This is a genomic window from Pseudomonas sp. GM48, from assembly GCF_000282335.1.
GTDB lineage: Bacteria > Pseudomonadota > Gammaproteobacteria > Pseudomonadales > Pseudomonadaceae > Aquipseudomonas.
The window spans coordinates 21,819-43,552 of sequence record NZ_AKJM01000187.1; the positions used below are offsets into that span (position 1 = coordinate 21,819).

At 59.7% G+C, this 21,734-nt stretch carries 15 protein-coding genes and 1 riboswitch; of the genes, 13 read left to right on the forward strand and 2 right to left on the reverse strand.

Annotated features, from left to right (window positions below; translation table 11 throughout):
- Nucleotides 1-15 precede the first annotated feature (15 nt).
- From PMI28_RS00790 to argR, 4 genes are all read left to right on the forward strand, one after another.
- Complete coding sequence (locus PMI28_RS00790) at nt 16-705, forward strand: ABC transporter permease (RefSeq protein ID WP_007992766.1); 690 nt, start codon at nt 16-18, stop codon at nt 703-705.
- The gene (locus PMI28_RS00785) at nt 702-1,400 is read left to right on the forward strand and encodes an ABC transporter permease (protein WP_007992767.1); all 699 of its coding nucleotides are present in this window, start codon (nt 702-704) and stop codon (nt 1,398-1,400) included. The genes PMI28_RS00790 and PMI28_RS00785 overlap by 4 nt, the downstream gene beginning before the upstream one ends.
- Nucleotides 1,401-1,437: 37 nt before the next feature.
- Nucleotides 1,438-2,202 carry an ABC transporter ATP-binding protein gene (locus PMI28_RS00780; RefSeq protein ID WP_007992768.1) on the forward strand — a complete coding sequence of 255 codons (765 nt, stop codon included), beginning with the start codon at nt 1,438-1,440 and terminating at the stop codon, nt 2,200-2,202.
- Between the two features lie 247 nt (nt 2,203-2,449).
- Nucleotides 2,450-3,442 carry a transcriptional regulator ArgR gene (gene argR, locus PMI28_RS00775; protein ID WP_007992769.1) on the forward strand — a complete coding sequence of 331 codons (993 nt, stop codon included), beginning with the start codon at nt 2,450-2,452 and terminating at the stop codon, nt 3,440-3,442.
- Between the two features lie 3 nt (nt 3,443-3,445).
- Here the strand turns inward: argR and PMI28_RS00770 are convergent, their stop codons facing one another.
- The gene (locus tag PMI28_RS00770; protein ID WP_007992770.1) at nt 3,446-8,464 is read right to left on the reverse strand and encodes a dermonecrotic toxin domain-containing protein; all 5,019 of its coding nucleotides are present in this window, start codon (nt 8,462-8,464) and stop codon (nt 3,446-3,448) included.
- 293 nt (nt 8,465-8,757) lie between these two features.
- On the opposite strand from PMI28_RS00770, the gene PMI28_RS00765 reads away from it, so the two are divergent.
- The 7 genes from PMI28_RS00765 to astE all read left to right on the forward strand — a co-directional run bounded on the left by PMI28_RS00765 (nt 8,758) and on the right by astE (nt 16,701).
- Nucleotides 8,758-9,978, forward strand: a complete 1,221-nt coding sequence (locus PMI28_RS00765; RefSeq protein WP_007992772.1) for an aspartate aminotransferase family protein — start codon at nt 8,758-8,760, stop codon at nt 9,976-9,978.
- A gap of 214 nt (nt 9,979-10,192) precedes the next feature.
- Nucleotides 10,193-11,212 (forward strand): arginine/ornithine succinyltransferase subunit alpha, encoded by a 1,020-nt coding sequence (gene aruF / locus PMI28_RS00760; RefSeq protein WP_007992774.1) that lies wholly within the window; start codon nt 10,193-10,195, stop codon nt 11,210-11,212.
- Between the two features lie 73 nt (nt 11,213-11,285).
- Nucleotides 11,286-12,311, forward strand: coding sequence for an arginine N-succinyltransferase (astA, locus tag PMI28_RS00755; RefSeq protein WP_007992775.1), 1,026 nt, complete (start codon nt 11,286-11,288; stop codon nt 12,309-12,311).
- Complete coding sequence (gene astD / locus PMI28_RS00750) at nt 12,308-13,777, forward strand: succinylglutamate-semialdehyde dehydrogenase (RefSeq protein ID WP_177318994.1); 1,470 nt, start codon at nt 12,308-12,310, stop codon at nt 13,775-13,777. The genes astA and astD overlap by 4 nt, the downstream gene beginning before the upstream one ends.
- 202 nt (nt 13,778-13,979) lie before the next feature.
- The gene (gene astB, locus PMI28_RS00745) at nt 13,980-15,326 is read left to right on the forward strand and encodes an N-succinylarginine dihydrolase (protein ID WP_007992778.1); all 1,347 of its coding nucleotides are present in this window, start codon (nt 13,980-13,982) and stop codon (nt 15,324-15,326) included.
- A gap of 61 nt (nt 15,327-15,387) precedes the next feature.
- Nucleotides 15,388-15,678, forward strand: coding sequence for a hypothetical protein (locus PMI28_RS00740; protein ID WP_007992779.1), 291 nt, complete (start codon nt 15,388-15,390; stop codon nt 15,676-15,678).
- Nucleotides 15,679-15,690: 12 nt separating this feature from the next.
- Nucleotides 15,691-16,701 (forward strand): succinylglutamate desuccinylase, encoded by a 1,011-nt coding sequence (astE, locus tag PMI28_RS00735; RefSeq protein ID WP_007992780.1) that lies wholly within the window; start codon nt 15,691-15,693, stop codon nt 16,699-16,701.
- A 143-nt stretch (nt 16,702-16,844) separates the two neighbouring features.
- Here astE and PMI28_RS00730 read toward each other — a convergent pair whose 3' ends face one another.
- A complete protein-coding gene (locus tag PMI28_RS00730) occupies nt 16,845-17,354 on the reverse strand; it encodes a 6,7-dimethyl-8-ribityllumazine synthase (RefSeq protein WP_007992781.1) in 510 nt (169 codons plus the stop codon).
- Between the two features lie 114 nt (nt 17,355-17,468).
- Nucleotides 17,469-17,639, reverse strand: a riboswitch (FMN riboswitch).
- A 284-nt stretch (nt 17,640-17,923) separates the two neighbouring features.
- Between PMI28_RS00730 and ltaE the strand changes: the two genes are divergently transcribed.
- Both ltaE and alaS read left to right on the forward strand, forming a co-directional pair.
- Nucleotides 17,924-18,928: a low-specificity L-threonine aldolase gene (gene ltaE, locus PMI28_RS00725; RefSeq protein ID WP_007992782.1), complete on the forward strand. Its 1,005-nt coding sequence runs from the start codon at nt 17,924-17,926 to the stop codon at nt 18,926-18,928.
- Between the two features lie 146 nt (nt 18,929-19,074).
- Complete coding sequence (gene alaS / locus PMI28_RS00720; protein ID WP_007992783.1) at nt 19,075-21,696, forward strand: alanine--tRNA ligase; 2,622 nt, start codon at nt 19,075-19,077, stop codon at nt 21,694-21,696.
- The last annotated feature ends 38 nt before the right edge of the window (nt 21,697-21,734 follow it).

The window sequence follows — 21,734 nt, forward strand, 5'->3', positions numbered from 1 at the left end:
TCGAGGACCTGAATCATGTTGAAAGGCTACGGGGCTGTCATCCTCGATGGCGTTTGGCTGACGCTTCAGCTCGCCTTGTCGTCCATGGCCCTGGCCATTGTCCTGGGCCTGATAGGCGTGGCACTGCGTCTGTCGCCAGTGCGCTGGCTGGCCTGGCTGGGCGATCTGTATTCCACGGTGATCCGCGGTATTCCCGACCTGGTGCTGATCCTGCTGATTTTCTACGGCGGCCAGGACCTGCTCAATCGCGTCGCTCCGATGCTCGGTTATGACGAGTACATCGACCTGAACCCGTTGGTGGCCGGTATTGGCACCCTGGGCTTCATCTTCGGTGCATATCTGTCGGAAACCTTCCGTGGCGCCTTCATGGCGATCCCCAAAGGTCAGGCCGAAGCTGGCATGGCCTACGGCATGAGCAGTTTCCAGGTGTTCTTCCGGGTGTTGGTGCCACAGATGATTCGTCTGGCGATTCCGGGTTTCACCAACAACTGGCTGGTATTGACCAAGGCCACCGCGCTGATTTCGGTGGTGGGTCTGCAAGACATGATGTTCAAGGCCAAGCAGGCGGCCGATGCCACCCGCGAGCCTTTCACCTTCTTCCTCGCAGTGGCGGCGTTGTACCTGGTGATCACCAGTGTCTCGTTGCTGGCATTGCGTCACCTTGAGAAGCGCTACTCGGTAGGCGTAAGGGCGGCTGATCTATGATCTTCGACTACAACGTCATTTGGGAGGCCTTGCCGCTGTACTTCGGCGGCCTGGTGACCACCCTCAAACTGCTCGCGCTGTCGCTGTTCTTCGGCTTGCTGTGCGCATTGCCGCTGGGCTTGATGCGCGTCTCGAAGAACTCGGTGGTCAACATGTCCGCCTGGCTCTATACCTACGTGATCCGCGGCACACCGATGCTGGTGCAGCTGTTTTTGATCTACTACGGTCTGGCGCAGTTCGAAGCGGTGCGTGAGAGCTTCCTCTGGCCGTGGCTGTCCAGCGCAACGTTCTGTGCGTGCCTGGCGTTCGCGATCAACACCAGCGCCTACACCGCCGAAATCATCGCCGGCAGCCTGCGGGCCACGCCGAACGGTGAGATCGAAGCAGCCAAGGCGATGGGTATGTCGCGGGTCAAGATGTACAAGCGCATCCTGCTGCCGTCGGCCCTGCGCCGTGCGCTGCCGCAGTACAGCAACGAAGTGATCATGATGCTGCAGACCACCAGTCTGGCGTCCATCGTGACCCTGATCGACATCACCGGTGCTGCGCGCACGGTCAACGCCCAGTTCTACCTGCCGTTCGAAGCCTATATCACGGCCGGCGTGTTCTACCTGTGCCTGACCTTCATGCTGGTGAAGCTGTTCAAGTTGGCCGAGCGCCGCTGGCTGGGCTACCTGGCCCCGCGCAAGCACTGAATACCACTGACTGACTGTTTTTGTGAGAACCGACCGCATGTACAAACTTGAAGTCCAAGACCTGCATAAACGCTATGGCAGTCACGAAGTGCTCAAGGGTGTGTCCCTGAAAGCGGCAGCCGGCGATGTGATCAGCATCATCGGCTCCAGTGGCTCCGGCAAAAGTACTTTCCTGCGCTGCATCAACCTGCTGGAGCAGCCGCACGCGGGCAAGATTCTGCTCAACAACGAAGAGCTGAAGCTGGTGGCGAACAAGGATGGCGCGTTGAAAGCCGCTGATCCGAAGCAGCTGCAGCGCATGCGTTCGCGCCTGTCGATGGTGTTCCAGCACTTCAACCTGTGGTCGCACATGACCGCGCTGGAAAACATCATGGAAGCGCCGGTGCACGTGCTCGGCATGTCCAAGTCGGAAGCGCGCGACAAGGCCGAACACTATCTGAACAAGGTCGGCGTTGGTCATCGCAAGGACGCTTACCCGGGCCACATGTCCGGCGGCGAGCAGCAGCGCGTGGCGATTGCCCGTGCACTGGCGATGGAACCTGAAGTGATGCTGTTCGACGAACCGACCTCGGCCCTCGACCCGGAGCTGGTCGGCGACGTGCTGAAGGTCATGCAGGCCCTGGCCCAGGAAGGCCGGACCATGGTCGTGGTGACCCACGAAATGGGCTTTGCCCGTGAAGTGTCGAACCAGTTGGTGTTCCTGCACAAAGGTGTGGTCGAAGAAAGCGGCAACCCGCGCGAAGTGCTGGTGAACCCGCAATCCGAGCGCCTGCAGCAATTCCTCTCGGGCAGCCTGAAGTAAACCGAACTCCCGTTGTGCCCCGGGATAGTGCATGCTTCGCGATCTGGAGTCCGGCCCCAATCCCCTGTGGGAGCGGGCTTGCTCGCGAAAGCGGTGTGTCAGTCAACATCATTGCTGTCTGAACCACCGCTTTCGCGAGCAAGCCCGCTCCCACATTTGATCTTTGCCGGTTTTGAGATTTGCGTTCATTTACGGGCTAGCATTGGCCCATGCCTTCATCATTGTTCTCCGCTTCGGATTGCCCACCATGACTGCCCATCGAATTGGTTTCCTGATTTGGCCCAGCACTAAAGCACTGACGCTTGCGCTGGCTGAGGAGGCCTTGCGTGTTGCCCAGCGTGTGCATCCGGACGTGGTTTACGAGCTGTCGTTCTTGCAGGCCGAAGCCATTACAGACGCTGCGAGCGAAAGCGCCTGGCAATTGCCCGGCGAAGCCTGGACCGGCAAGCTCGAGAACTTCCAGAAACTGTTCCTGCTCGCTGACGAGCCACCGACTGCACTGGCGCCAGCGCTCAGCAGTGCGCTCAAGCAATTGGTGCGTGCCGGTTGCGTGATTGGTGGTTTGTCCGCCGGTGTCTATCCGTTGGCGCAACTCGGATTGCTCGATGGTTATCGCGCTGCCGTGCATTGGCGCTGGCAGGACGACTTCACCGAGCGCTTCCCGAAAGTCATCGCCACCAGTCATCTGTTCGACTGGGATCGCGATCGCCTGACCGCGTGCGGCGGCATGTCGGTGCTCGACTTGCTGCTGGCGGTGCTGGCCCGCGACCACGGTGCGGAACTGGCCGGTGCAGTGTCCGAAGAACTGGTGGTCGAGCGCATTCGCGAGGGTGGCGAGCGCCAGCGCATCCCGTTGCAGAACCGTCTCGGCTCCAGCCATCCGAAGCTCACGCAAGCCGTGTTGCTCATGGAAGCCAACATCGAAGAGCCGCTGACCACCGACGAAATCGCCCAGCACGTGTGCGTGTCCCGTCGGCAACTGGAGCGGATCTTCAAGCAATACCTCAACCGCGTGCCGAGCCAGTACTACCTGGAACTGCGCCTGAACAAGGCCCGGCAGATGTTGATGCAAACCAGCAAGTCGATTATCCAGATCGGCTTGTCGTGTGGCTTCTCCTCGGGGCCGCATTTCTCCAGCGCCTACCGCAATTTCTTCGGTGCCACGCCACGGGAAGATCGCAACCAGCGGCGCAGCAGCAGTCCGTTCGAATTGTCTTCGGTGCCGTCTGAGCGCGGTTAAGGTTCACTCGTCAGTATCAGAATCTTCCGACGTCGACACCTCCATTTCCGCTCGTTGGATTACGGCTTCTACACCAAAATACGTGGTGGTTTTTTTGAAGTAGGCGATAAGGGTTTGCAGGCTCTGCTCGTTTAGTGGATTGCCTCGCAGATTGATGCTTTCGGCGATTTCCAGCGGCAGTTCCAGAATGTCGTTGGGTATTTCAGTGATTTGATTAGCACTCAGATCCGCCACATCCAGGGATTTGAGTTGTAGCAGGCCCTTGGGAAGTTCAGTGATCCCTGTGCTGTTCAACAACAGCGTTGAAAGGTCAGGCATCTGGCTGACATCGGGTGCCAGCCCCAAGGGGTTATTGCTCAGCTCCAGATAATCCATGTGTTCCATTTGCGCCAGTTCAATCACGCTTTGCGTAGTCAGGGTGACTTGGCTCCGGGTCAGGGCCAGCGCTGTCAGGTCGCCCATCCTGAACACGGCTTCGGGTATTTCACCCAGTGTGTATTCACGGATGGTCAGGCTTTTCAGGCGCGGGAAGTGCTCCAGAAAATGCCCGGCCCCTGAAGTCAGCCGGGCATGACTGTGCATATAGAGCATCGATACGTGACTGAAGTCGGCGTCCAGTACCGGCAGGTTGCCAGTGATGTTGATGGTCAGTGTCAACTCATAGGTCGGCTCCAGTGCCGCGTTGAGGCCGTCCATATTGGTTTCATGGCGCCAGCACTTCTCCAGAATCCGTTTGAATTCAAACCGGTTGAACTCTTCGAATGTCCGCTCCTGCGGCGTGAGGGGTTGACCAGAGATTGGGTGGTTGGCGGGAATGTCCGTAGTCCAGACTTCCAGGGTGTTTCTCAGCGTTTCGTACTCGGCTTCCAGACGCGCCAGCTCTGTCCGGCCGTCTGCAAGTGTGCCGGGCAGGCGATAAATGAAGTTGCTGGCTTGCTCTTGATCCAGTCCTGGATAGAGCCGTTGCAACCGATGAATATCGTCCTGTTCGGCAAAGAAACCGAAGTCCTGACCGGTTTGCATGAAATAGCGCTTGATGCGTTCGCGGTCGGCTTCGGCAATCGGGTTGCCTCCCAGGTCAAAACCGTTCTGCCTTTCGCGGGGCAGCTCGAAGAGGGCGGCGGGCAGTTGCGCAATCCGGTTGTCATTGAGCAGGGCGGTTCGCAGGTAAGGGCGCGTCAGCAAACCGGTGGGGAAGCTGGAGATGTCGGTCCCTGCAACATCGATGTAATCCAGAGCGGGCATGTTCTCGACGTTGGGGAGTAACCCCAGAGGGTTTTGATACAGATCCAGCGTTACCAGGTTATTCAGCGCAGAGAGTGTCGCCTGGCTCTGCGGGGTGAGGGTGAGTGCACAGTCGCTGAGAATAAGTTCGTTGAGATGCGGCCATCGGCTGATGCCGTCCGGGAGATTGCCGAGGTTGAAGTTGCGCAGGGCCAAGCGATGCAGTCCGGAGAAGCCGCTCAAAAATTCGTTGATACCTAGAGTAGATTTATGGCCAGCCAACGCCACGTTGGTCACGCGAGCGAAATCGACGTTCAGCACTGGAAGCTTGCCCAGGATCGGACGGGTGAAGATGAAATCGAGATGCTCACCGTCGGTCGGGGAATGGGTGGTTTGTCGACGCCAGCAGTCGAGCAACTCGTTCATGAATTGCCTGCGAATGCGTTGTTGTTCGGTGAGCTGGGCGGCGCTGATTTCGACGTCGGTGTCTGGGATGAGCAGTGGAATTTCCCTTGACCAGTGTTGCAGTTCATCGCGAAGCCTTTCGTGCTCGGCGATCAATCGCGTCAATTGCTCTCGTGGACCGCTCGGATGCTGCTGTAACCGTTCGACGAATGCCTGTAGGTCCTCGTCCAAAAGGTGAGGAAACAGAGCCTGGGCTCGGGCTTGTAGTGTTGGGGTCTGGTTGTGCAAAAGCCGATAGCCGTCGGCGCCACCCAGTAACCGCATTACTGACGGGTCGTAAGTGGGTTTGAAGATGGGGTGGTGCGATAGAAGTGCGCGCATTTCTTCTCGACTCAAGGCATGTTCGCCGATCGATTGTCTGAGTTTCTCTCCTTCGCCGATGTTGAGCTTCAGCGCGTTACGCTCGGAGTCGGGAAATGCCTGCAGCAGACTCGTGTAGAAATCGCTGGTGGAATGGAGTGCCTGGCCTGCCTCGTCATACGCCTGAAACGGCCCCTCTTCGGTCATGACCAGGACTTTGCGCAGCGGTGCATCGGTGTTGCCAACGCTGTCGATCAACTGCCCCCCATAGTTGTACTGGTGCAGTTCGATACGCAGTTGCCCCGACCAGCCCGGCAATCGCTCCAGCGAGTGCAGGGCCAGACGCTGTGTGTCGAGGTTGTTGGCGGTCGACTTCAGTTCCAGGCCTTCATAAGCGCGTGACACCCGTGTTTGCAAACCGGCCTCACGGCTCAAGTCCGCCAGGCGCGCAGGTAATGTGCCGCGTTCGAGTTGCTGTCGTTCTTGCTCGCTCGCGGTGTCGAGCACGGCATCTGCGAGGCTCTTCGGCAGACCAGGTTCGCTACTGATGATGGTTTGTGCCAGGTCGCTGGCGCCGTGTTCGAGTCTGCGGTAGCGATAGTCGAACAGCGTTTCTCTTTTACGCTCGGCAATCTGCGCCAATGTACGGCGCAGTGTGTGCGTGCGGATGTCGAGACGAGTGATGGGGGCGCCGAACTCCTCGCCCAGCAGCGTTTTTATTTCGGATTCATTCAGTGCCAGCAGCAACGTTTTGAGCAGGTCGCCATCGTTCAATCGCGTGACATCGATTTGCAGGTCCGGGGCCCCGGTGTGGTGGCTTTGCCAGAGGGTTTGTCCCTGTTTATCGATCAGGCGCAGATTTTTTTGCCCGGGCCAGTAACCGTTTTCGTGGAGTAGCTCCAGCTGTGTCACGGGATCGGCCTTGAGGAAGTTTTCAGTCCGGTCGCTGTTCATCTGATCGATAAAGGTCTGGATGTCCTGTTCGATCCTGAAGCGTTTGAGGGTGTCGGCGAGCAGCGGCGGCAGGCGTTCGACATCCACGTGCATTTTGCGCAGTGCGTTTTCATGGATGCCGCTGATCTTGAGCATTCGTTCGCGTTCGCGGGTGGAGAACCGCTCCATATCCGGACCGATGCGATGCAAAAGTCTGGATTGGTCCCATTCCAACGGCTGGTCGACTTCGGTCTGCCAGATGCCTTCGCCGTTATGTTTGAGCGCGGGTTTATAAGCGTCGGGGCGGGTAGGGTGGTCGATGTGAGGCTGGCCGGTCTCCGGGTCCTCGATCACGGCATAGAGTTTTTCGTCCAGCTTCAGCAAGGCTTTGCCCTGGTGGATGTGCAACCCGCGATCATTGGTTGTCGAGCCCTTGGGCAATTCTGTGCGTTGCTCGTATGGAACCAGGTCGGGTTTCCAGTAGCGGGTTTCGCCACTCGGTATCTTGACCGGTTTGAAACGGTCGATGAATTCAACGATCTCTCGAGGCAGGACTGAGCGAAATTCCCCCACGACGAGGGCGCCTCCAGCTGCAAATATGCCCAACTGGACCGCGGACTCAACCGTCGTCATGAAGTGCTCGAGCGCTTCGGTGGTCTGGCCTTCTGCCCAGTCGACGATGCCCTCGAAGGTTTCATCGAGCAATTGGTACGCGATGTAGGCCAGCATCGCTTCGCCGAGCAACGGTACGAACGGCAGGGCGATAAAGGCTGCGACGTTAAGCAGAGCCGAGGCGATTTCCGCGAAAGAATCCCATAGCGCCCATCGGGCTTTCTGGTCGACCAGGGCGGTAGACACAGCGATGACCCGTGCATCGTTGAGAATCTTGTCCAGTTTGCGCTGGTAGAGATGAATCCACAGGTCACCCTGGATCGGCATTGCCGTCATTTGCAAATTGGGTCGCTGGTTTGGGTGCTCCCTCCAGGTAGGGCGGGGATCGCCGGAAGACACGGGTTGCCAGGTAATGGGGGCGAGGCGGTTGTTCAATTGAGCGAAGAAGTGCCCGCGATCCTGATGGTCGACAAAGCGACTGAAAAACCGTTGATAGTCAGAGCTGCGCAAGCGCTGGGTCAGCTCCTGGGCGAATGCGCCGGTAGAAGCGTACTCTTTGAGCGGGTGTTCGGGGTCGTCGGGAATATAAGCCACGACCCGAACTGTTTTACGCGAGCGTTCCAGGTCCGGGGCAAACAGTATGATGCCGGTCAGGTTGGCATTCATGATTGTTATTTCATGGCAGAGCAGATTCGAATTCTGATGACCGTCGCGTAATCCGACGATCAACTCATGGGTGTCACCACTGATTTTGTTTTGCAGGTGCGCCATGTGCAGCGCGGTGGTTAGCGCTGCTTTCTGGCTGTTATTGATCCTGGATTGCAGGACTGCCGTTGCTACCGGGTTGTGGATGCCCAGATTGTCTTCGAGATGTTCTTTGTAGCGCTCGCCAATATCCAGCTCCCGGCACAACCGGGTGAACGCTGCAATGGGCATTGTTGGCAGAATGTCGGGAAGTTGATGAAGTTGCCCGGTGGACGAAGGCGCGTTGATATAGGTGGAGGCAGGCTCGAAAGCGTCATCCTCGGTCTCGCTGCTTTCGAAGTTATGCAGCGCGGCATCCAGCAACGACACCGTCCAGATGCGTGCCGCCCCCGATTTCAGTCGCAGCCAGGGTATGTGCGCAGGAATATAAAGACGCAAAAATGTCTGGCGGACGTCCAACGTCAGGCCAAAGCGTTCCTTGATGGCGGCTTGAAGCAGTGGTTCGGCAAAAGCGTCGGCGTTTTGCAAGTTAGCCAAGGACCGATCGACCCGGTTCTGCGCCGTCCAGTGTCGGGCGTTCAACTCACGCAGCCTGGCGTGCTGGCTGCGAGATACTTCCTTGATGTCGTTCGGCAGGCGGGGGCTAATGCCTTTCAGGGTGTTGCGCCTTTGTGCCGAGGCCTGAGCCAGCCATGGAGGTATTGCGCTCATCAGGTGCTGAAAATGAGCGTCCTGGGTGAAGGAGGCCGAGGCGGTGTCGGGTTGTTCAGTGTCGATGCTCATGGGAGGGCCGTTGATATTGATAGGCCCTCAGCAAAACCCATGACCGCCCCTGACGTGCGGTACATAATTACCACCACGTTCCGTCCGGCTTGAACTAGCTGCCGCAAATGCCGCCCGCCAGTTAAACTGCGCCTTTGCGACCCTATATGTCGCATTGCCGTAAACCCGGGAAAATCCGGGGTTTGCGCTATAAGAAGTTGTCGCTTGGCGGCAAGGCCGGGCTGAAAACTGTCCTTACAATCCTCACCAAGCTCGCCAGTTTCAGGCGAGTGTTTTCTCTTCAGGAGACTCCGATGTCCGTTGAGCACGCTGCGGTACAACGCGCCGATTTCGATCAGGTAATGGTTCCCAACTATGCGCCTGCCGCATTCATTCCTGTGCGTGGCGCCGGTTCCCGCGTCTGGGACCAGTCCGGTCGCGAGCTGATCGACTTCGCTGGCGGGATTGCCGTTAACGTATTGGGCCACGCGCATCCGGCGCTGGTCAGTGCCTTGACCGAGCAGGCGAACAAGCTGTGGCACGTGTCCAACGTGTTCACCAATGAGCCGGCCCTGCGCCTGGCGCATAAGTTGGTCGATGCCACCTTTGCCGACCGCGCCTTCTTCTGCAACTCCGGCGCCGAAGCCAACGAGGCCGCTTTCAAGCTGGCCCGTCGCGTCGGCTTCGACCGTTTCGGCAGCGAGAAGTACGAAATCATCGCCGCGCTCAACAGCTTCCACGGCCGTACCCTGTTCACCGTGAACGTTGGTGGCCAGTCGAAGTACTCCGATGGCTTCGGTCCGAAAATCACCGGCATCACTCACGTGCCGTACAACGATCTGGCCGCGCTGAAAGCCGCCATTTCCGACAAGACTTGCGCTGTGGTGCTGGAGCCGATCCAGGGCGAAAGCGGTGTCATCCCCGCCGAACTCGAATACCTGCAAGGTGCCCGCGAACTGTGCACCGCGCACAACGCGCTGCTGATCTTCGACGAAGTGCAAACCGGTATGGGCCGTACTGGCCATCTGTTCGCCTACCAGCATTACGGTGTGATTCCGGACATCCTGACCAGCGCCAAGAGCCTGGGCGGCGGTTTCCCGATCGCAGCCATGCTGACCACCGAAGACCTGGCCAAGCACCTGGTCGTCGGCACCCACGGCACCACCTACGGCGGCAACCCGCTGGCGTGCGCTGTCGCGGAAGCCGTGATCGACGTGATCAACACCCCTGAAGTGCTGGCCGGCGTCAAGGCCAAGCACGACAAGTTCAAGGCGCGCCTTGAGCAGATCGGCGAAAAATACGGCCTGTTCACCAAGGTCCGTGGCATGGGCCTGTTGATTGGTTGCGTGTTGAGCGATGCCTGGAAAGGCAAGGCCAAGGACATCTTCAACGCCGCTGAAAAAGAAGGCCTGATGGTGCTGCAAGCCGGCCCGGACGTGGTGCGTTTCGCCCCAAGCCTGGTGGTGGAAGACGCCGATATCGATGCCGGTCTGGACCGCTTCGAACGTGCCGCAGCAAAACTGACGCAAGCCTGATAGACCCTTCGACGCCTGACCTTTCAGGCGTCGAACCCAATTTTGATGCCGGGCACGATCAAATGTGGGAGCGGGCTTGCTCGCGAAAGCGGTGTATCAGTCAACATTTTTACTGTCTGACCCACCGCTTTCGCGAGCAAGCCCGCTCCCACACTGATCTCTGTGTAGGCCCGGGATTTTTCTTCTGTAAGTTCTGAGATTAAGGAGTGACACCATGCTGGTGATGCGCCCCGCGCAAATGGCTGATCTGGGCGAGGTACAGCGTCTGGCTGCGGACAGTCCGATTGGTGTCACTTCCTTGCCGGATGACGTTGAACGCCTGAGCGACAAGATCGCGGCAAGCGAAGCTTCGTTCGCCGCCGAAGTGAGTTTCAACGGTGAGGAAAGCTATTTCTTCGTCCTCGAAGACTCTGCCACCGGCAAGCTGGTCGGTTGCTCGGCAATCGTGGCATCGGCCGGTTATTCCGAGCCGTTCTACAGCTTCCGCAACGAAACGTTCGTGCACGCCTCCCGCGAGCTGAAGATTCACAACAAGATCCACGTGCTCTCCCAGTGCCACGACCTGACCGGCAACAGCTTGCTGACCAGCTTCTACGTGCAGCGCGAGCTGGTGGGTTCGCCTTGGGCCGAACTCAATTCCCGTGGTCGTTTGCTGTTCGTGGCCAGCCATCCGGAGCGTTTTGCCGATTCCGTGGTGACCGAGATCGTCGGTTACAGCGATGAAAACGGCGACTCGCCATTCTGGGATGCCATCGGTCGCAATTTCTTCGATCTCAACTACGCCGAAGCCGAGCGTCTGTGCGGACTGAAAAGCCGTACGTTCCTCGCCGAACTGATGCCGCATTACCCGATCTACGTGCCCCTGCTGCCGGACTCCGCGCAAGAAGCGATGGGCCAGGTGCACCCGCGGGCGCAGATCACTTTCGACATCCTGATGCGTGAAGGCTTCGAGACCGATCACTACATCGACATCTTCGACGGTGGCCCGACGTTGCATGCCCGTGTCTCGGGGATCCGTTCGATCGCCCAGAGCCGTGTGGTGCCGGTGAAGATCGGTGAGCCGGTCAAAGGTGTCGGTCGCCAGTACCTGGTCGCCAATGCCCAGTTGCAGGACTACCGCGCGGTCATGCTCGAGCTTGACTACGCACCGGGCAAACCGGTGACCCTGGATCTGGAAGCGGCCGAAGCCCTGGGCGTCGGTGAAGGTGCCAGCGTGCGCCTGGTGGCGGTTTAACACCTGCTTTAAAGAATGCTTAGAAAGCAGCGAGTTTCACGGGTGGCGCTAGCGGCCCGTTTGAGGAGATAGCATGATCGTTCGTCCCGTACGCAGCAGCGATTTACCCGCTCTGATCGACCTGGCCCGCAGCACCGGCACCGGCCTGACCACCTTGCCGGCCAACGAAGAACGTCTGGCCCATCGGGTCGGCTGGGCCGAGAAGACCTTTCGCGGCGAAGCCGGGCGGGGCGACGCGGACTACCTGTTCGTGCTCGAAGACGACAACGCTCGTGTGGTGGGTATTTCCGCCATTGCCGGCGCCGTCGGCCTGCGTGAGCCCTGGTACAACTTCCGGGTCGGTCTGACGGTCAGCGCTTCCCAAGAGCTGAACATCTATCGTGAAATCCCGACGCTGTTCCTGGCCAACGACCTGACCGGTAACTCGGAGCTGTGCTCGCTGTTCCTGCACGCCGATTACCGCAGCGGCCTTAACGGTCGCATGCTGTCCAAGGCGCGGATGCTGTTCATCGCCGAATTCCCGCAACTGTTCGGCAACAAGATCATTGCCGAAATGCGCGGTGTTTCCGACGAAGCCGGACGTTCGCCGTTCTGGGAAAGCCTGGGGCGACACTTCTTCAAGATGGAATTCAGCCAGGCCGATTACCTGACTGGCGTGGGCAACAAGGCGTTCATCGCCGAACTGATGCCGAAATTCCCGCTGTACACCTGCTTCCTGTCGCCGGATGCGCGCAACGTGATCGGTCAGGTTCACCCGGATACCGAGCCGGCGCTGGCCATGCTCAAGAGCGAAGGTTTCAGCTACCAGGGCTACGTCGACATTTTCGACGCAGGTCCTGCCATCGAATGCGAAACCGGCAAGATCCGCGCAGTGCGCGACAGCCAGGCCCTGGTGCTGGCCGTCGGTACACCGGGTGACGACGCCACGCCGTTCATCATTCATAACCGCAAGCGCGAAGACTGCCGCATCACTGCTGCGCCGGCACGTCTGGCCGCCGGCACCCTGGTGGTCGATCCGCAGACCGCCAAACGTCTTCAACTCAACGCAGGCGATCAAGTGCGCGCCGTGGCGTTGTCCGCAGCTCGGGAGTCGAAATAATGAAGTCGCTTTACATCGCAGGTGAATGGCTGGCAGGTGGGGGCGAAGCCTTCGAGTCGCTGAACCCGGTGACCCAGCAGGTGCTGTGGTCCGGCGCCGGTGCCACCGCCGCTCAGGTCGAATCGGCTGTGCAGGCGGCGCGTCAGGCGTTCCCGGGCTGGGCGCGGCGTACCCTGGAAGAGCGTATCTCGGTGCTGGAAGCCTTTGCTGTCGCGCTGAAAAACCATGCGGACGAACTGGCTCGCACCATCGGCGAAGAAACCGGCAAACCCTTGTGGGAAGCGGCGACCGAAGTCACCAGCATGGTCAACAAGATCGCCATCTCGGTGCAGAGCTACCGCGAACGTACCGGCGAGAAGAGCGGCCCGCTGGGCGACGCCACCGCTGTACTGCGGCACAAACCCCACGGTGTGGTGGCAGTGTTCGGTCCTTACAACTTCCCGGGTCACTTGCCCAACGGCCACATCGTGCCGGCACTGCTGGCCGGTAACAGCGTGCTGTTCAAACCAAGCGAGCTGACGCCGAAAGTGGCCGAACTGACGGTCAAGTGCTGGATTGAAGCCGGTCTGCCGGCTGGCGTGTTGAACCTGCTGCAAGGCGCTCGCGAAACCGGTATCGCCCTGGCGGCGAACCCGGGTATCGACGGTCTGTTCTTCACCGGTTCCAGCCGTACCGGTAATCACCTGCACCAGCAATTCGCCGGTCGTCCGGACAAGATCCTGGCGCTGGAAATGGGCGGTAACAACCCACTGGTGGTCGATCAGGTCGCCGACCTCGATGCCGCGGTGTACACCATCATTCAGTCGGCCTTCATCTCTGCCGGCCAGCGTTGCACCTGTGCCCGCCGCTTGCTGGTGCCGCAAGGTGCCTGGGGCGACACGTTGCTGGCGCGCCTGGTGGCGGTCAGCGCGACCATCGAAGTCGGTGCTTTCGATCAGCAACCGGCGCCGTTCATGGGCTCGGTGGTTTCCCTTGGCGCGGCAAAAGCGTTGATGGATGCGCAGGAACATCTGCTGGCCAATGGCGCCGTGGCGCTGCTGGAAATGACTCAGCCTCAGGCCCGGTCGGCCTTGCTGACCCCGGGCATCCTGGACGTCAGCGCCGTCGCCGATCGTCCTGACGAAGAGCTGTTCGGCCCGTTGCTGCAAGTGATCCGCTACGCTGATTTTGAGGCGGCGATCGCTGAAGCCAACGACACCGCCTACGGATTGGCCGCCGGTCTGCTGTCGGACTCCGAAGCGCGTTACCAGCAATTCTGGCTGGAAAGCCGCGCCGGTATCGTCAACTGGAACAAGCAACTGACGGGGGCGGCAAGCAGCGCGCCATTCGGCGGCGTCGGCGCCTCGGGCAACCATCGCGCCAGTGCCTACTACGCGGCAGATTACTGCGCGTACCCGGTGGCCTCGCTGGAAACGCCGAGCCTTTCTCTGCCGACGGCCCTGACCCCGGGCGTGAAGCTTTCGTAAGGCTTGTGTAGCAGCTGCCGAAGGCTGCGTTCGGCTGCGAAGCAGTCGTAAATCGGTACACCGTGTTTGCGGATCAGAATCATGGATACCGCAATCGCGACTGCTGCGCAGCCGAACGCAGCCTGCGGCAGCTGCTACATAGATTGCATTCCAGTCATTTTTATTGATGCCTATAACAACAGATTCTCGTGGAGCCTCGCTGATGAAATCCTATGAAGTCAATTTTGACGGTCTAGTGGGGCCGACCCATAACTACGGCGGCCTGTCCTACGGCAACGTCGCGTCCCAGAGCAACAGCCAGCAGTCTTCCAACCCGAAGGAAGCGGCGCTGCAAGGCCTGGCGAAGATGAAAGCGCTGATGGAAATGGGTTTCCAGCAAGGCGTACTGGCACCGCAAGAGCGCCCGGATGTGGCTGCACTGCGTCGCCTGGGCTTTGGTGGCACCGATGCGCAGGTGATCGAGCGTGCGGCCAAAGAGGCGATGCCGCTGCTGGTGGCCAGTTGCTCGGCGTCGAGCATGTGGGTGGCCAACGCCGCCACGGTCAGCCCGAGCGCCGACACCGCTGACGGTCGCGTGCATTTCACCGCCGCCAACCTCAACTGCAAATATCACCGTAGCATCGAACACCCGACCACCAGCCGCGTGCTGGGGGCAATGTTCGCTGATAAGAAGCACTTCGCCCACCATGCCGCCTTGCCGGCCGTGGCGCAGTTCGGTGACGAAGGGGCAGCCAACCACACGCGTTTCTGCCGCGAGTACGGCGGAGCCGGCGTCGAGTTCTTCGTCTTCGGTCGCAGCGCATTCGACACCCGCTACCCGGCACCGCAGAAGTACCCGGCGCGCCAGACCCTCGAAGCATCCCAGGCCGTGGCCCGCTTGCACGGTTTGAGCGATGACGGTGTGGTCTATGCCCAGCAGAACCCGTCGGTGATCGATCAGGGCGTGTTCCACAATGACGTGATCGCGGTCGGCAACGGCGAAGTGCTGTTCTATCACGAGGACGCATTCCTCGAGACCGAACAGATGCTGGCTGAGCTGCAAAGCAAGCTCGCCAAAGTCGGTGGGAAATTTCAGTCGATCTGTGTACCGCGTTCCGCAGTAAGCGTGGACGATGCGGTTCGTTCCTACCTGTTCAATAGCCAACTGCTGTCGCGTCCTGACGGCTCCATGCTATTGATCGTGCCGGAAGAATGCCGTGGCAACGAGCGTGTCTGGCAGTACCTGCAAGGGTTGACCAGCTCTGGCGGCCTGATCCGCGAAGTGAAAGTCTTCGATCTCAAGCAGAGCATGCAGAACGGCGGTGGCCCGGCTTGCCTGCGGTTGCGCGTCGCACTCAACGAAACCGAACTGGCGGCCGTCAACCCAGGGGTTATCATGACGGCACCGTTGTACGGCACTCTGACCGAATGGGTCGAGAAGCACTACCGCGACCGCATGACCGAAAACGATCTGGCGGACCCGCAATTGCTGCTTGAGTGCCGGACGGCACTGGATGAACTGACGCAAATCCTTAAACTGGGCGCGGTTTATCCATTCCAGATCAATTGATCGACGGCGCGCCGCCCGATACGGCAGCGCGCTGCTTCATCTCCAACGAGAGCGTAAAGATATGAGCGATACCCTGCAGCTGATCCTTGAAGACACCGACGGCACGCAACTGGAAACGTCCTGCACCCGCGTCGCGGTCATGTGGCAAGGTAAAGAGCTGTGGATCCAGCAGGATGGCCGCGGCCAGTTGCTGATCGGCGTGGACGTCGAAGAGGGCGATGCTGAATACGCCAACCTGCTGTTGCGCCCATTGGCGACTAATCTGGTAAGTCTGCAACTGGAGATGGAACCGGCTGACCTCACCGACGATGAGGAACACGTTCACGGCCCGGATTGCAACCACGACCACTAAGGAAACCGCTCTATGCTCGCCCTCGGCAAACTGCTTGAACTGACCCTCGCCGGCCGCGAACCGGCGGAGAAGACTCAACTGACTGTCGAAGGCGTGCGCATGCGCTGGTTGAGCGAAGGTGCGCTGGAAGTCCGGCCACCTGAAGCGCGTGACATTGGCCTGGACCTGCTGCTGTCGGCGGGGATCCACGGCAACGAAACAGCGCCGATCGAGTTGCTCGATCGCCTGTTGCACGACATTGCCCGCGGCGACCTGAAGCCGCGTGCACGAATTCTGTTCCTGTTCGGCAATCCTGAAGCGATTCGCAAAGGCGAGCGTTTTATCGAGCAGGACGTCAATCGGCTGTTCAATGGCCGTCATGAACAAAGCAGCGGCTCCGAAGCCTTGCGCGCCTGCGAACTGGAGCGTCTGGCTGCGAGTTTCTTCAGCCTGCCGGACCGTCAGCGCCTGCATTACGACCTGCACACGGCAATTCGTGGCTCGAAAATCGAGCAATTCGCCTTGTACCCGTGGAAGGAAGATCGCCAGCATTCACGCCTGGAACTGGCTCGCTTGCGTGCTGCCGGCATGGAAGCGGTGCTGCTGCAGAACAAGCCGTCCATCGTGTTCAGCGCCTACACCTACGACAAGCTCGGTGCCGAGGCCTTCACCCTGGAGCTTGGCAAGGCACGGCCGTTCGGGCAGAACGCCGGGGTCAACGTCTCGTTGCTGGAGAGGAGCCTCAAGCAGATCATCGAAGGCACCGAACCGGAAATGACCGGAGAAGCACTGGACGGTTTGCAGCTATACAGCGTGGCGCGGGAAATCATCAAGCACAGCGACAGCTTCCGCCTGAACCTGCCGGCGGACATCGAGAACTTTTCGGAGCTGGAAGTGGGTTACCTGCTGGCGGAAGACATCGCCAACACCCGCTGGATCATTGAAGAAGAGGGCGCCCGGATCATCTTCCCGAACCCCAAGGTGAAGAATGGTTTGCGTGCCGGCATCCTGGTCGTGCCGACCACCGACGAAAACCTGGCCTGAAATCAGCGTAGAACCAATGTGGGAGCGGGCTTGCTCGCGAAGACGGTGGCACATCCAGCTTCGATGTGACTGTTACACCGCTTTCGCGAGCAAGCCCGCTCCCACATTTGGTTTTGGGTGAGGCCATAGACCTCACTTAGCCTTTAGACCGCTACGGCACGCGGCTCGCTGCGACGCAGCGCACGCACCTTGTGCAGCGTATCCGCACACGTTTTCGCCGCTTCCTGACCTTTATGCACGAAGTGCTCGAAGAAGAACTTCTGGTGCTCTTCGCCGGCATGGAAGTGGTGCGGGGTCAGGGACACCGAGAACACCGGCACTTCGGTTTCCAGTTGAACCTGCATCAGGCCGCTGACCACTGACTGGGCGACGAACTCGTGACGGTAGATCCCGCCGTCCACCACCAGGGCTGCCGCGACGATGCCGGCATAACGACCGGACTTGGCCAGCAACTTGGCGTGCAGGGGCATTTCAAAGGCGCCGCCGACTTCGAAGAAGTCGATGTCGGATTCCTGATAACCCTGGGCAATCATTTCGGCGAGGAAACCTTTACGGCTCTGATCGACGATTTCCTTATGCCAGCAGGCCTGGATGAACGCAACGCGCTCGCCGTGATGGTTTTTGCTTTTGCTGTCGATTGCGGTGGGTTGCATGTTCTGACTCCTGTTTGTGTGAAAAACAGGGCGTTATGAATCGAAGGGGATTTGAGGGTACGCAGGCACGAGTGCCTACGGACGGCGCTTTGGTATAGAGCTAGGCGCCGTCAATCCCGTTCTCTCTTCATCCGGACTATGACCGTCGGCCCCGGGATCACACCGGGTCTGCTGACCTTGCTGTCAGGCACTGCCGAAGCCGTGCTGTCACCAAGCGCTCGCGGGCTATGCGCATTGCGCGCAATTACCGCCGGTGGGGAGTTGCACCCCGCCCTGAGAACGTTTTTGCCGCCGGAATGTTTGGCGGCGCAGCGTTTTTATCACATATTTGCGGTATGCGCATTGCCAATACCGGTCAGTCAAGGTGTGGAACCTGTGGGAGCGGGCTTGCTCGCGAAGACGGTTTAATATCCAACGCAAATGTTGACTGTCAGTCCGCCTTCGCGAGCAAGCCCGCTCCCACATAGGCGCAATTCGTCTTTTACTCATTCAAGGGTTGATTAATCGTCGCCATGCCCGCAGTAATTCTTTCCTGAAAGGGAATTCCCCTGCTTACCGAGGCCAGATTCATGAGCGTTATCGATCTTCGTAGCGACACTGTCACCCAACCTTCCGCCGGCATGCTCGACGCGATGGCCAAGGCCGTCACCGGTGACGACGTGTATGGCGAAGACCCGACGGTCAATCACCTGGAGGCCGAACTGGCCAGGCGCCTGGGTTTTGCCGCGGTGCTGTTCGTGCCGACGGGCACCATGAGTAACCTGCTGGGTTTGATGGCCCACTGCGAACGCGGTGACGAGTACATTGTTGGCCAGCAGGCCCATACCTATAAATATGAAGGTGGCGGCGCAGCGGTGCTCGGTTCGATCCAGCCGCAGCCGCTGGAAGTACAGGCCGATGGTTCGCTGGACCTGGCGCAGGTCGCTGCTGCGATCAAACCGGATGACTTCCACTTTGCCCGCACCCGTTTGCTGGCGCTGGAAAACACCATGCAAGGCAAAGTCCTGCCGCTGGAATACCTGGCACGGGCGCGTAGTTTTACTCGCGAACATGGCTTGCAACTGCACCTGGACGGCGCACGCCTGTACAACGCGGCAGTGAAACTGGGTGTCGATGCCCGGGAAATTACCCAGTATTTCGATTCCGTCTCGGTGTGCCTGTCAAAAGGGCTGGGCGCTCCGGTGGGTTCGGTACTGTGCGGCTCGGTGGCGTTGATCGGCAAGGCGCGGCGCCTGCGCAAGATGGTCGGTGGCGGCATGCGTCAGGCCGGGATTCTGGCGGCGGCAGGCCTGTACGCGCTGGATCACAACGTTCAGCGCCTGGCCGATGACCATGCCAATGCGCAATCGCTGGCCGAAGGCTTGCGTGCCGCGGGCTTCGATGTGGAGCCGGTACAAACCAACATGGTTTACGTACAGATGGGCGACAAGGCGGAGGCGATCAAGGCGTTTGCCGCTGAACGCGGGATCAAGCTCAGTGCCGCCGCTCGTCTGCGCATGGTCACGCACATGGACATCAACCGTGCGCAAATCGAGCAAGTCGTCGCGACATTCGTCGACTTTTCGCGCAAGTGATAGCGTTAGCGCTTCAATTGACTGTTTCTATCGTATAAACACGCTGTACCCCGCGCGCAGGGCCGATATAATGCGGCCCTTTGCCGTCGCTTCGTCTGTTGACGTTTCGAACAGGCCTTTGGCCGCAGCCTCCGTGGAAGAACCTAATGAAAAGCGCAGAAATCCGTGAAGCCTTCCTTCGCTTCTTCGAAGAGCAAGGCCACACCCGTGTAGCCTCCAGCTCTTTGATTCCGGGCAACGACCCAACCCTGCTGTTCACTAACGCGGGGATGAACCAGTTCAAGGACTGCTTCCTGGGCCAGGAAAAGCGCGCGTACACCCGCGCGGTCAGCAGCCAGAAATGCGTGCGCGCCGGCGGCAAGCACAACGACCTGGAAAACGTCGGTTATACCGCTCGTCACCACACCTTCTTCGAAATGCTGGGTAACTTCAGCTTTGGCGATTATTTCAAGCGTGATGCCATCAGCTACGCCTGGAACTTCCTGACTTCCGACAAATGGCTGAACCTGCCGAAGGAAAAGCTCTGGGTCACCGTCTACGCCAGCGATGACGAGGCGTACGACATCTGGACCAAGGACATCGGGGTTCCGGCCGAGCGCATGGTACGCATCGGCGACAACAAGGGCGCGCCGTACGCTTCCGACAACTTCTGGACCATGGGCGATACCGGCCCGTGCGGTCCTTGCACCGAGATTTTCTACGATCACGGCGCCGACATCTGGGGCGGCCCACCGGGCTCACCGGAAGAAGACGGCGATCGTTACATCGAAATCTGGAACAACGTGTTCATGCAGTTCAATCGCACCGCCGATGGCGTGTTGCATCCACTGCCAGCGCCGTCGGTGGACACCGGCATGGGCCTGGAGCGGATCAGTGCCGTGCTGCAGCACGTTCACTCGAACTATGAGATTGACCTGTTCCAGAGCCTGCTGAATGCAGCGGCCAAGGCTGTCGGTTGCACCAACGACGCCCAGGCTTCGCTGAAAGTGGTGGCCGACCACATCCGCTCCTGCGGTTTCCTGATCGCCGACGGCGTGCTGCCATCCAACGAAGGCCGCGGCTACGTGCTGCGCCGGATCATCCGTCGCGCCTGCCGTCACGGTAACAAACTGGGTGCCAAGGGCAGCTTCTTCTACCAGATCGTTGCGGCCCTGGTTGCCGAGATGGGCGAAGCCTTCCCGGAGCTGAAATCCCAGCAGGCGCACATCGAACGCGTACTGAAAGCCGAAGAAGAGCAGTTCGCCAAGACCCTGGAGCAGGGCCTGAAGATCCTCGAGCAGGATCTGGCTGAACTGAAAGGCGACGTGGTACCGGGCGACGTGGTATTCAAGCTCTACGACACCTACGGTTTCCCGATGGACCTGACCGGCGACATCGCTCGCGAGCGCAGCCTGACCATCGACGAAGAAGGTTTTGAACGTGAAATGGAAGCCCAGCGCGTCCGTGCCCGTTCCGCCAGCTCCTTCGGCATGGACTACAACAGCCTGGTCAAGGTCGATGTGGCCACCGAGTTCACCGGTTACACCGCTCACAGCGGTTCCGCCAAAATCGTTGCTATCTATAAAGACGGGCAATCGGTTGACGTACTGAGCGAAGGCGAAGAGGGCGTGATCGTTCTCGATCAGACGCCGTTCTATGCGGAGTCCGGTGGCCAGATTGGTGATTGCGGCTTCCTCCAGGCTGGCGCTGCGCGTTTCGACGTGCGCGACACCACCAAGACCGGTGGTGCGTTTCTGCACCACGGTGTGCTGGATTCGGGCAGCCTGATCGTAGGTACTCCGGTGGAGACTCATGTCGATGCCGAAGTGCGTCACGCGACTTCGCTGAACCACTCGGCGACTCACTTGCTGCACGCCGCATTGCGTCAGGTGCTGGGCGATCACGTTCAGCAGAAAGGCTCGCTGGTCGACAGTCAGCGCTTGCGCTTCGACTTCAGCCACTTCGAAGCCATCAAGCCTGAGCAGTTGAAGGCGCTGGAAGACATCGTCAACGCCGAGATTCGCAAGAATTCCGAGGTTGAAACCGAAGAAACCGATATCGAAACCGCCAAGCAAAAAGGCGCCATGGCGCTGTTCGGCGAGAAGTACGGCGACAGCGTGCGCGTACTGAGCATGGGTGACTTCTCGGTCGAGCTGTGCGGCGGTATCCACGCCAACCGTACCGGCGACATCGGCCTGCTGAAAATCATCAGCGAAGGCGGTGTGGCATCGGGTGTGCGTCGTATTGAAGCCGTTACCGGTGCTGCGGCACTGGCCTACTTGAACGCGGCGGAAGAACAACTCAAGGAAGCGGCGAACCTGGTCAAGGGCAGCCGCGACAACCTGATCGACAAGCTGTCGGCTGTGCTGGAGCGCAATCGTCTGCTGGAGAAGCAACTCGAGCAGTTGCAAGCCAAGGCTGCCAGTGCCGCGGGCGACGATCTGTCGGCCCAGGCGCTGGACGTCAAGGACGTGAAAGTGCTGGCCGTGCGTCTGGACGGTCAGGATGGCAAGGCGCTGCTGGCGCTGGTCGATCAACTGAAAAACAAACTCGGCCGCGCAGTGATCCTGCTCGGCAGTGTCCATGAGGAAAAGGTCGTTCTGGTTGCAGGCGTAACCAAAGACCTGACTGGCCAACTCAAAGCCGGTGATTTGATGAAGCAAGCCGCTGCGGCAGTGGGCGGGAAGGGCGGTGGTCGTCCAGACATGGCGCAAGGCGGCGGTACCGACGCTGGCGCACTGGACGCAGCATTGGCCCTGACCGTTCCGTTTGTAGAGCAGGGTCTATAAGGCAGTGCTCGCGGCCCGCAGTCTAGTGGTGGGCCGCA

Bases quoted from the DNA above. Each gene is read 5' to 3' on its own strand.
- PMI28_RS00790 (WP_007992766.1), top strand. From the start codon at position 16: ATGTTGAAAGGCTACGGGGCTGTCATCCTCGATGGCGTTTGGCTGACG.
- PMI28_RS00785 (WP_007992767.1), top strand. From the start codon at position 702: ATGATCTTCGACTACAACGTCATTTGGGAGGCCTTGCCGCTGTACTTC.
- PMI28_RS00780 (WP_007992768.1), top strand. From the start codon at position 1,438: ATGTACAAACTTGAAGTCCAAGACCTGCATAAACGCTATGGCAGTCAC.
- argR (WP_007992769.1), top strand. From the start codon at position 2,450: ATGACTGCCCATCGAATTGGTTTCCTGATTTGGCCCAGCACTAAAGCA.
- PMI28_RS00770 (WP_007992770.1), bottom strand. From the start codon at position 8,464: ATGAGCATCGACACTGAACAACCCGACACCGCCTCGGCCTCCTTCACC.
- PMI28_RS00765 (WP_007992772.1), top strand. From the start codon at position 8,758: ATGTCCGTTGAGCACGCTGCGGTACAACGCGCCGATTTCGATCAGGTA.
- aruF (WP_007992774.1), top strand. From the start codon at position 10,193: ATGCTGGTGATGCGCCCCGCGCAAATGGCTGATCTGGGCGAGGTACAG.
- astA (WP_007992775.1), top strand. From the start codon at position 11,286: ATGATCGTTCGTCCCGTACGCAGCAGCGATTTACCCGCTCTGATCGAC.
- astB (WP_007992778.1), top strand. From the start codon at position 13,980: ATGAAATCCTATGAAGTCAATTTTGACGGTCTAGTGGGGCCGACCCAT.
- PMI28_RS00740 (WP_007992779.1), top strand. From the start codon at position 15,388: ATGAGCGATACCCTGCAGCTGATCCTTGAAGACACCGACGGCACGCAA.
- astE (WP_007992780.1), top strand. From the start codon at position 15,691: ATGCTCGCCCTCGGCAAACTGCTTGAACTGACCCTCGCCGGCCGCGAA.
- PMI28_RS00730 (WP_007992781.1), bottom strand. From the start codon at position 17,354: ATGCAACCCACCGCAATCGACAGCAAAAGCAAAAACCATCACGGCGAG.
- ltaE (WP_007992782.1), top strand. From the start codon at position 17,924: ATGAGCGTTATCGATCTTCGTAGCGACACTGTCACCCAACCTTCCGCC.
- alaS (WP_007992783.1), top strand. From the start codon at position 19,075: ATGAAAAGCGCAGAAATCCGTGAAGCCTTCCTTCGCTTCTTCGAAGAG.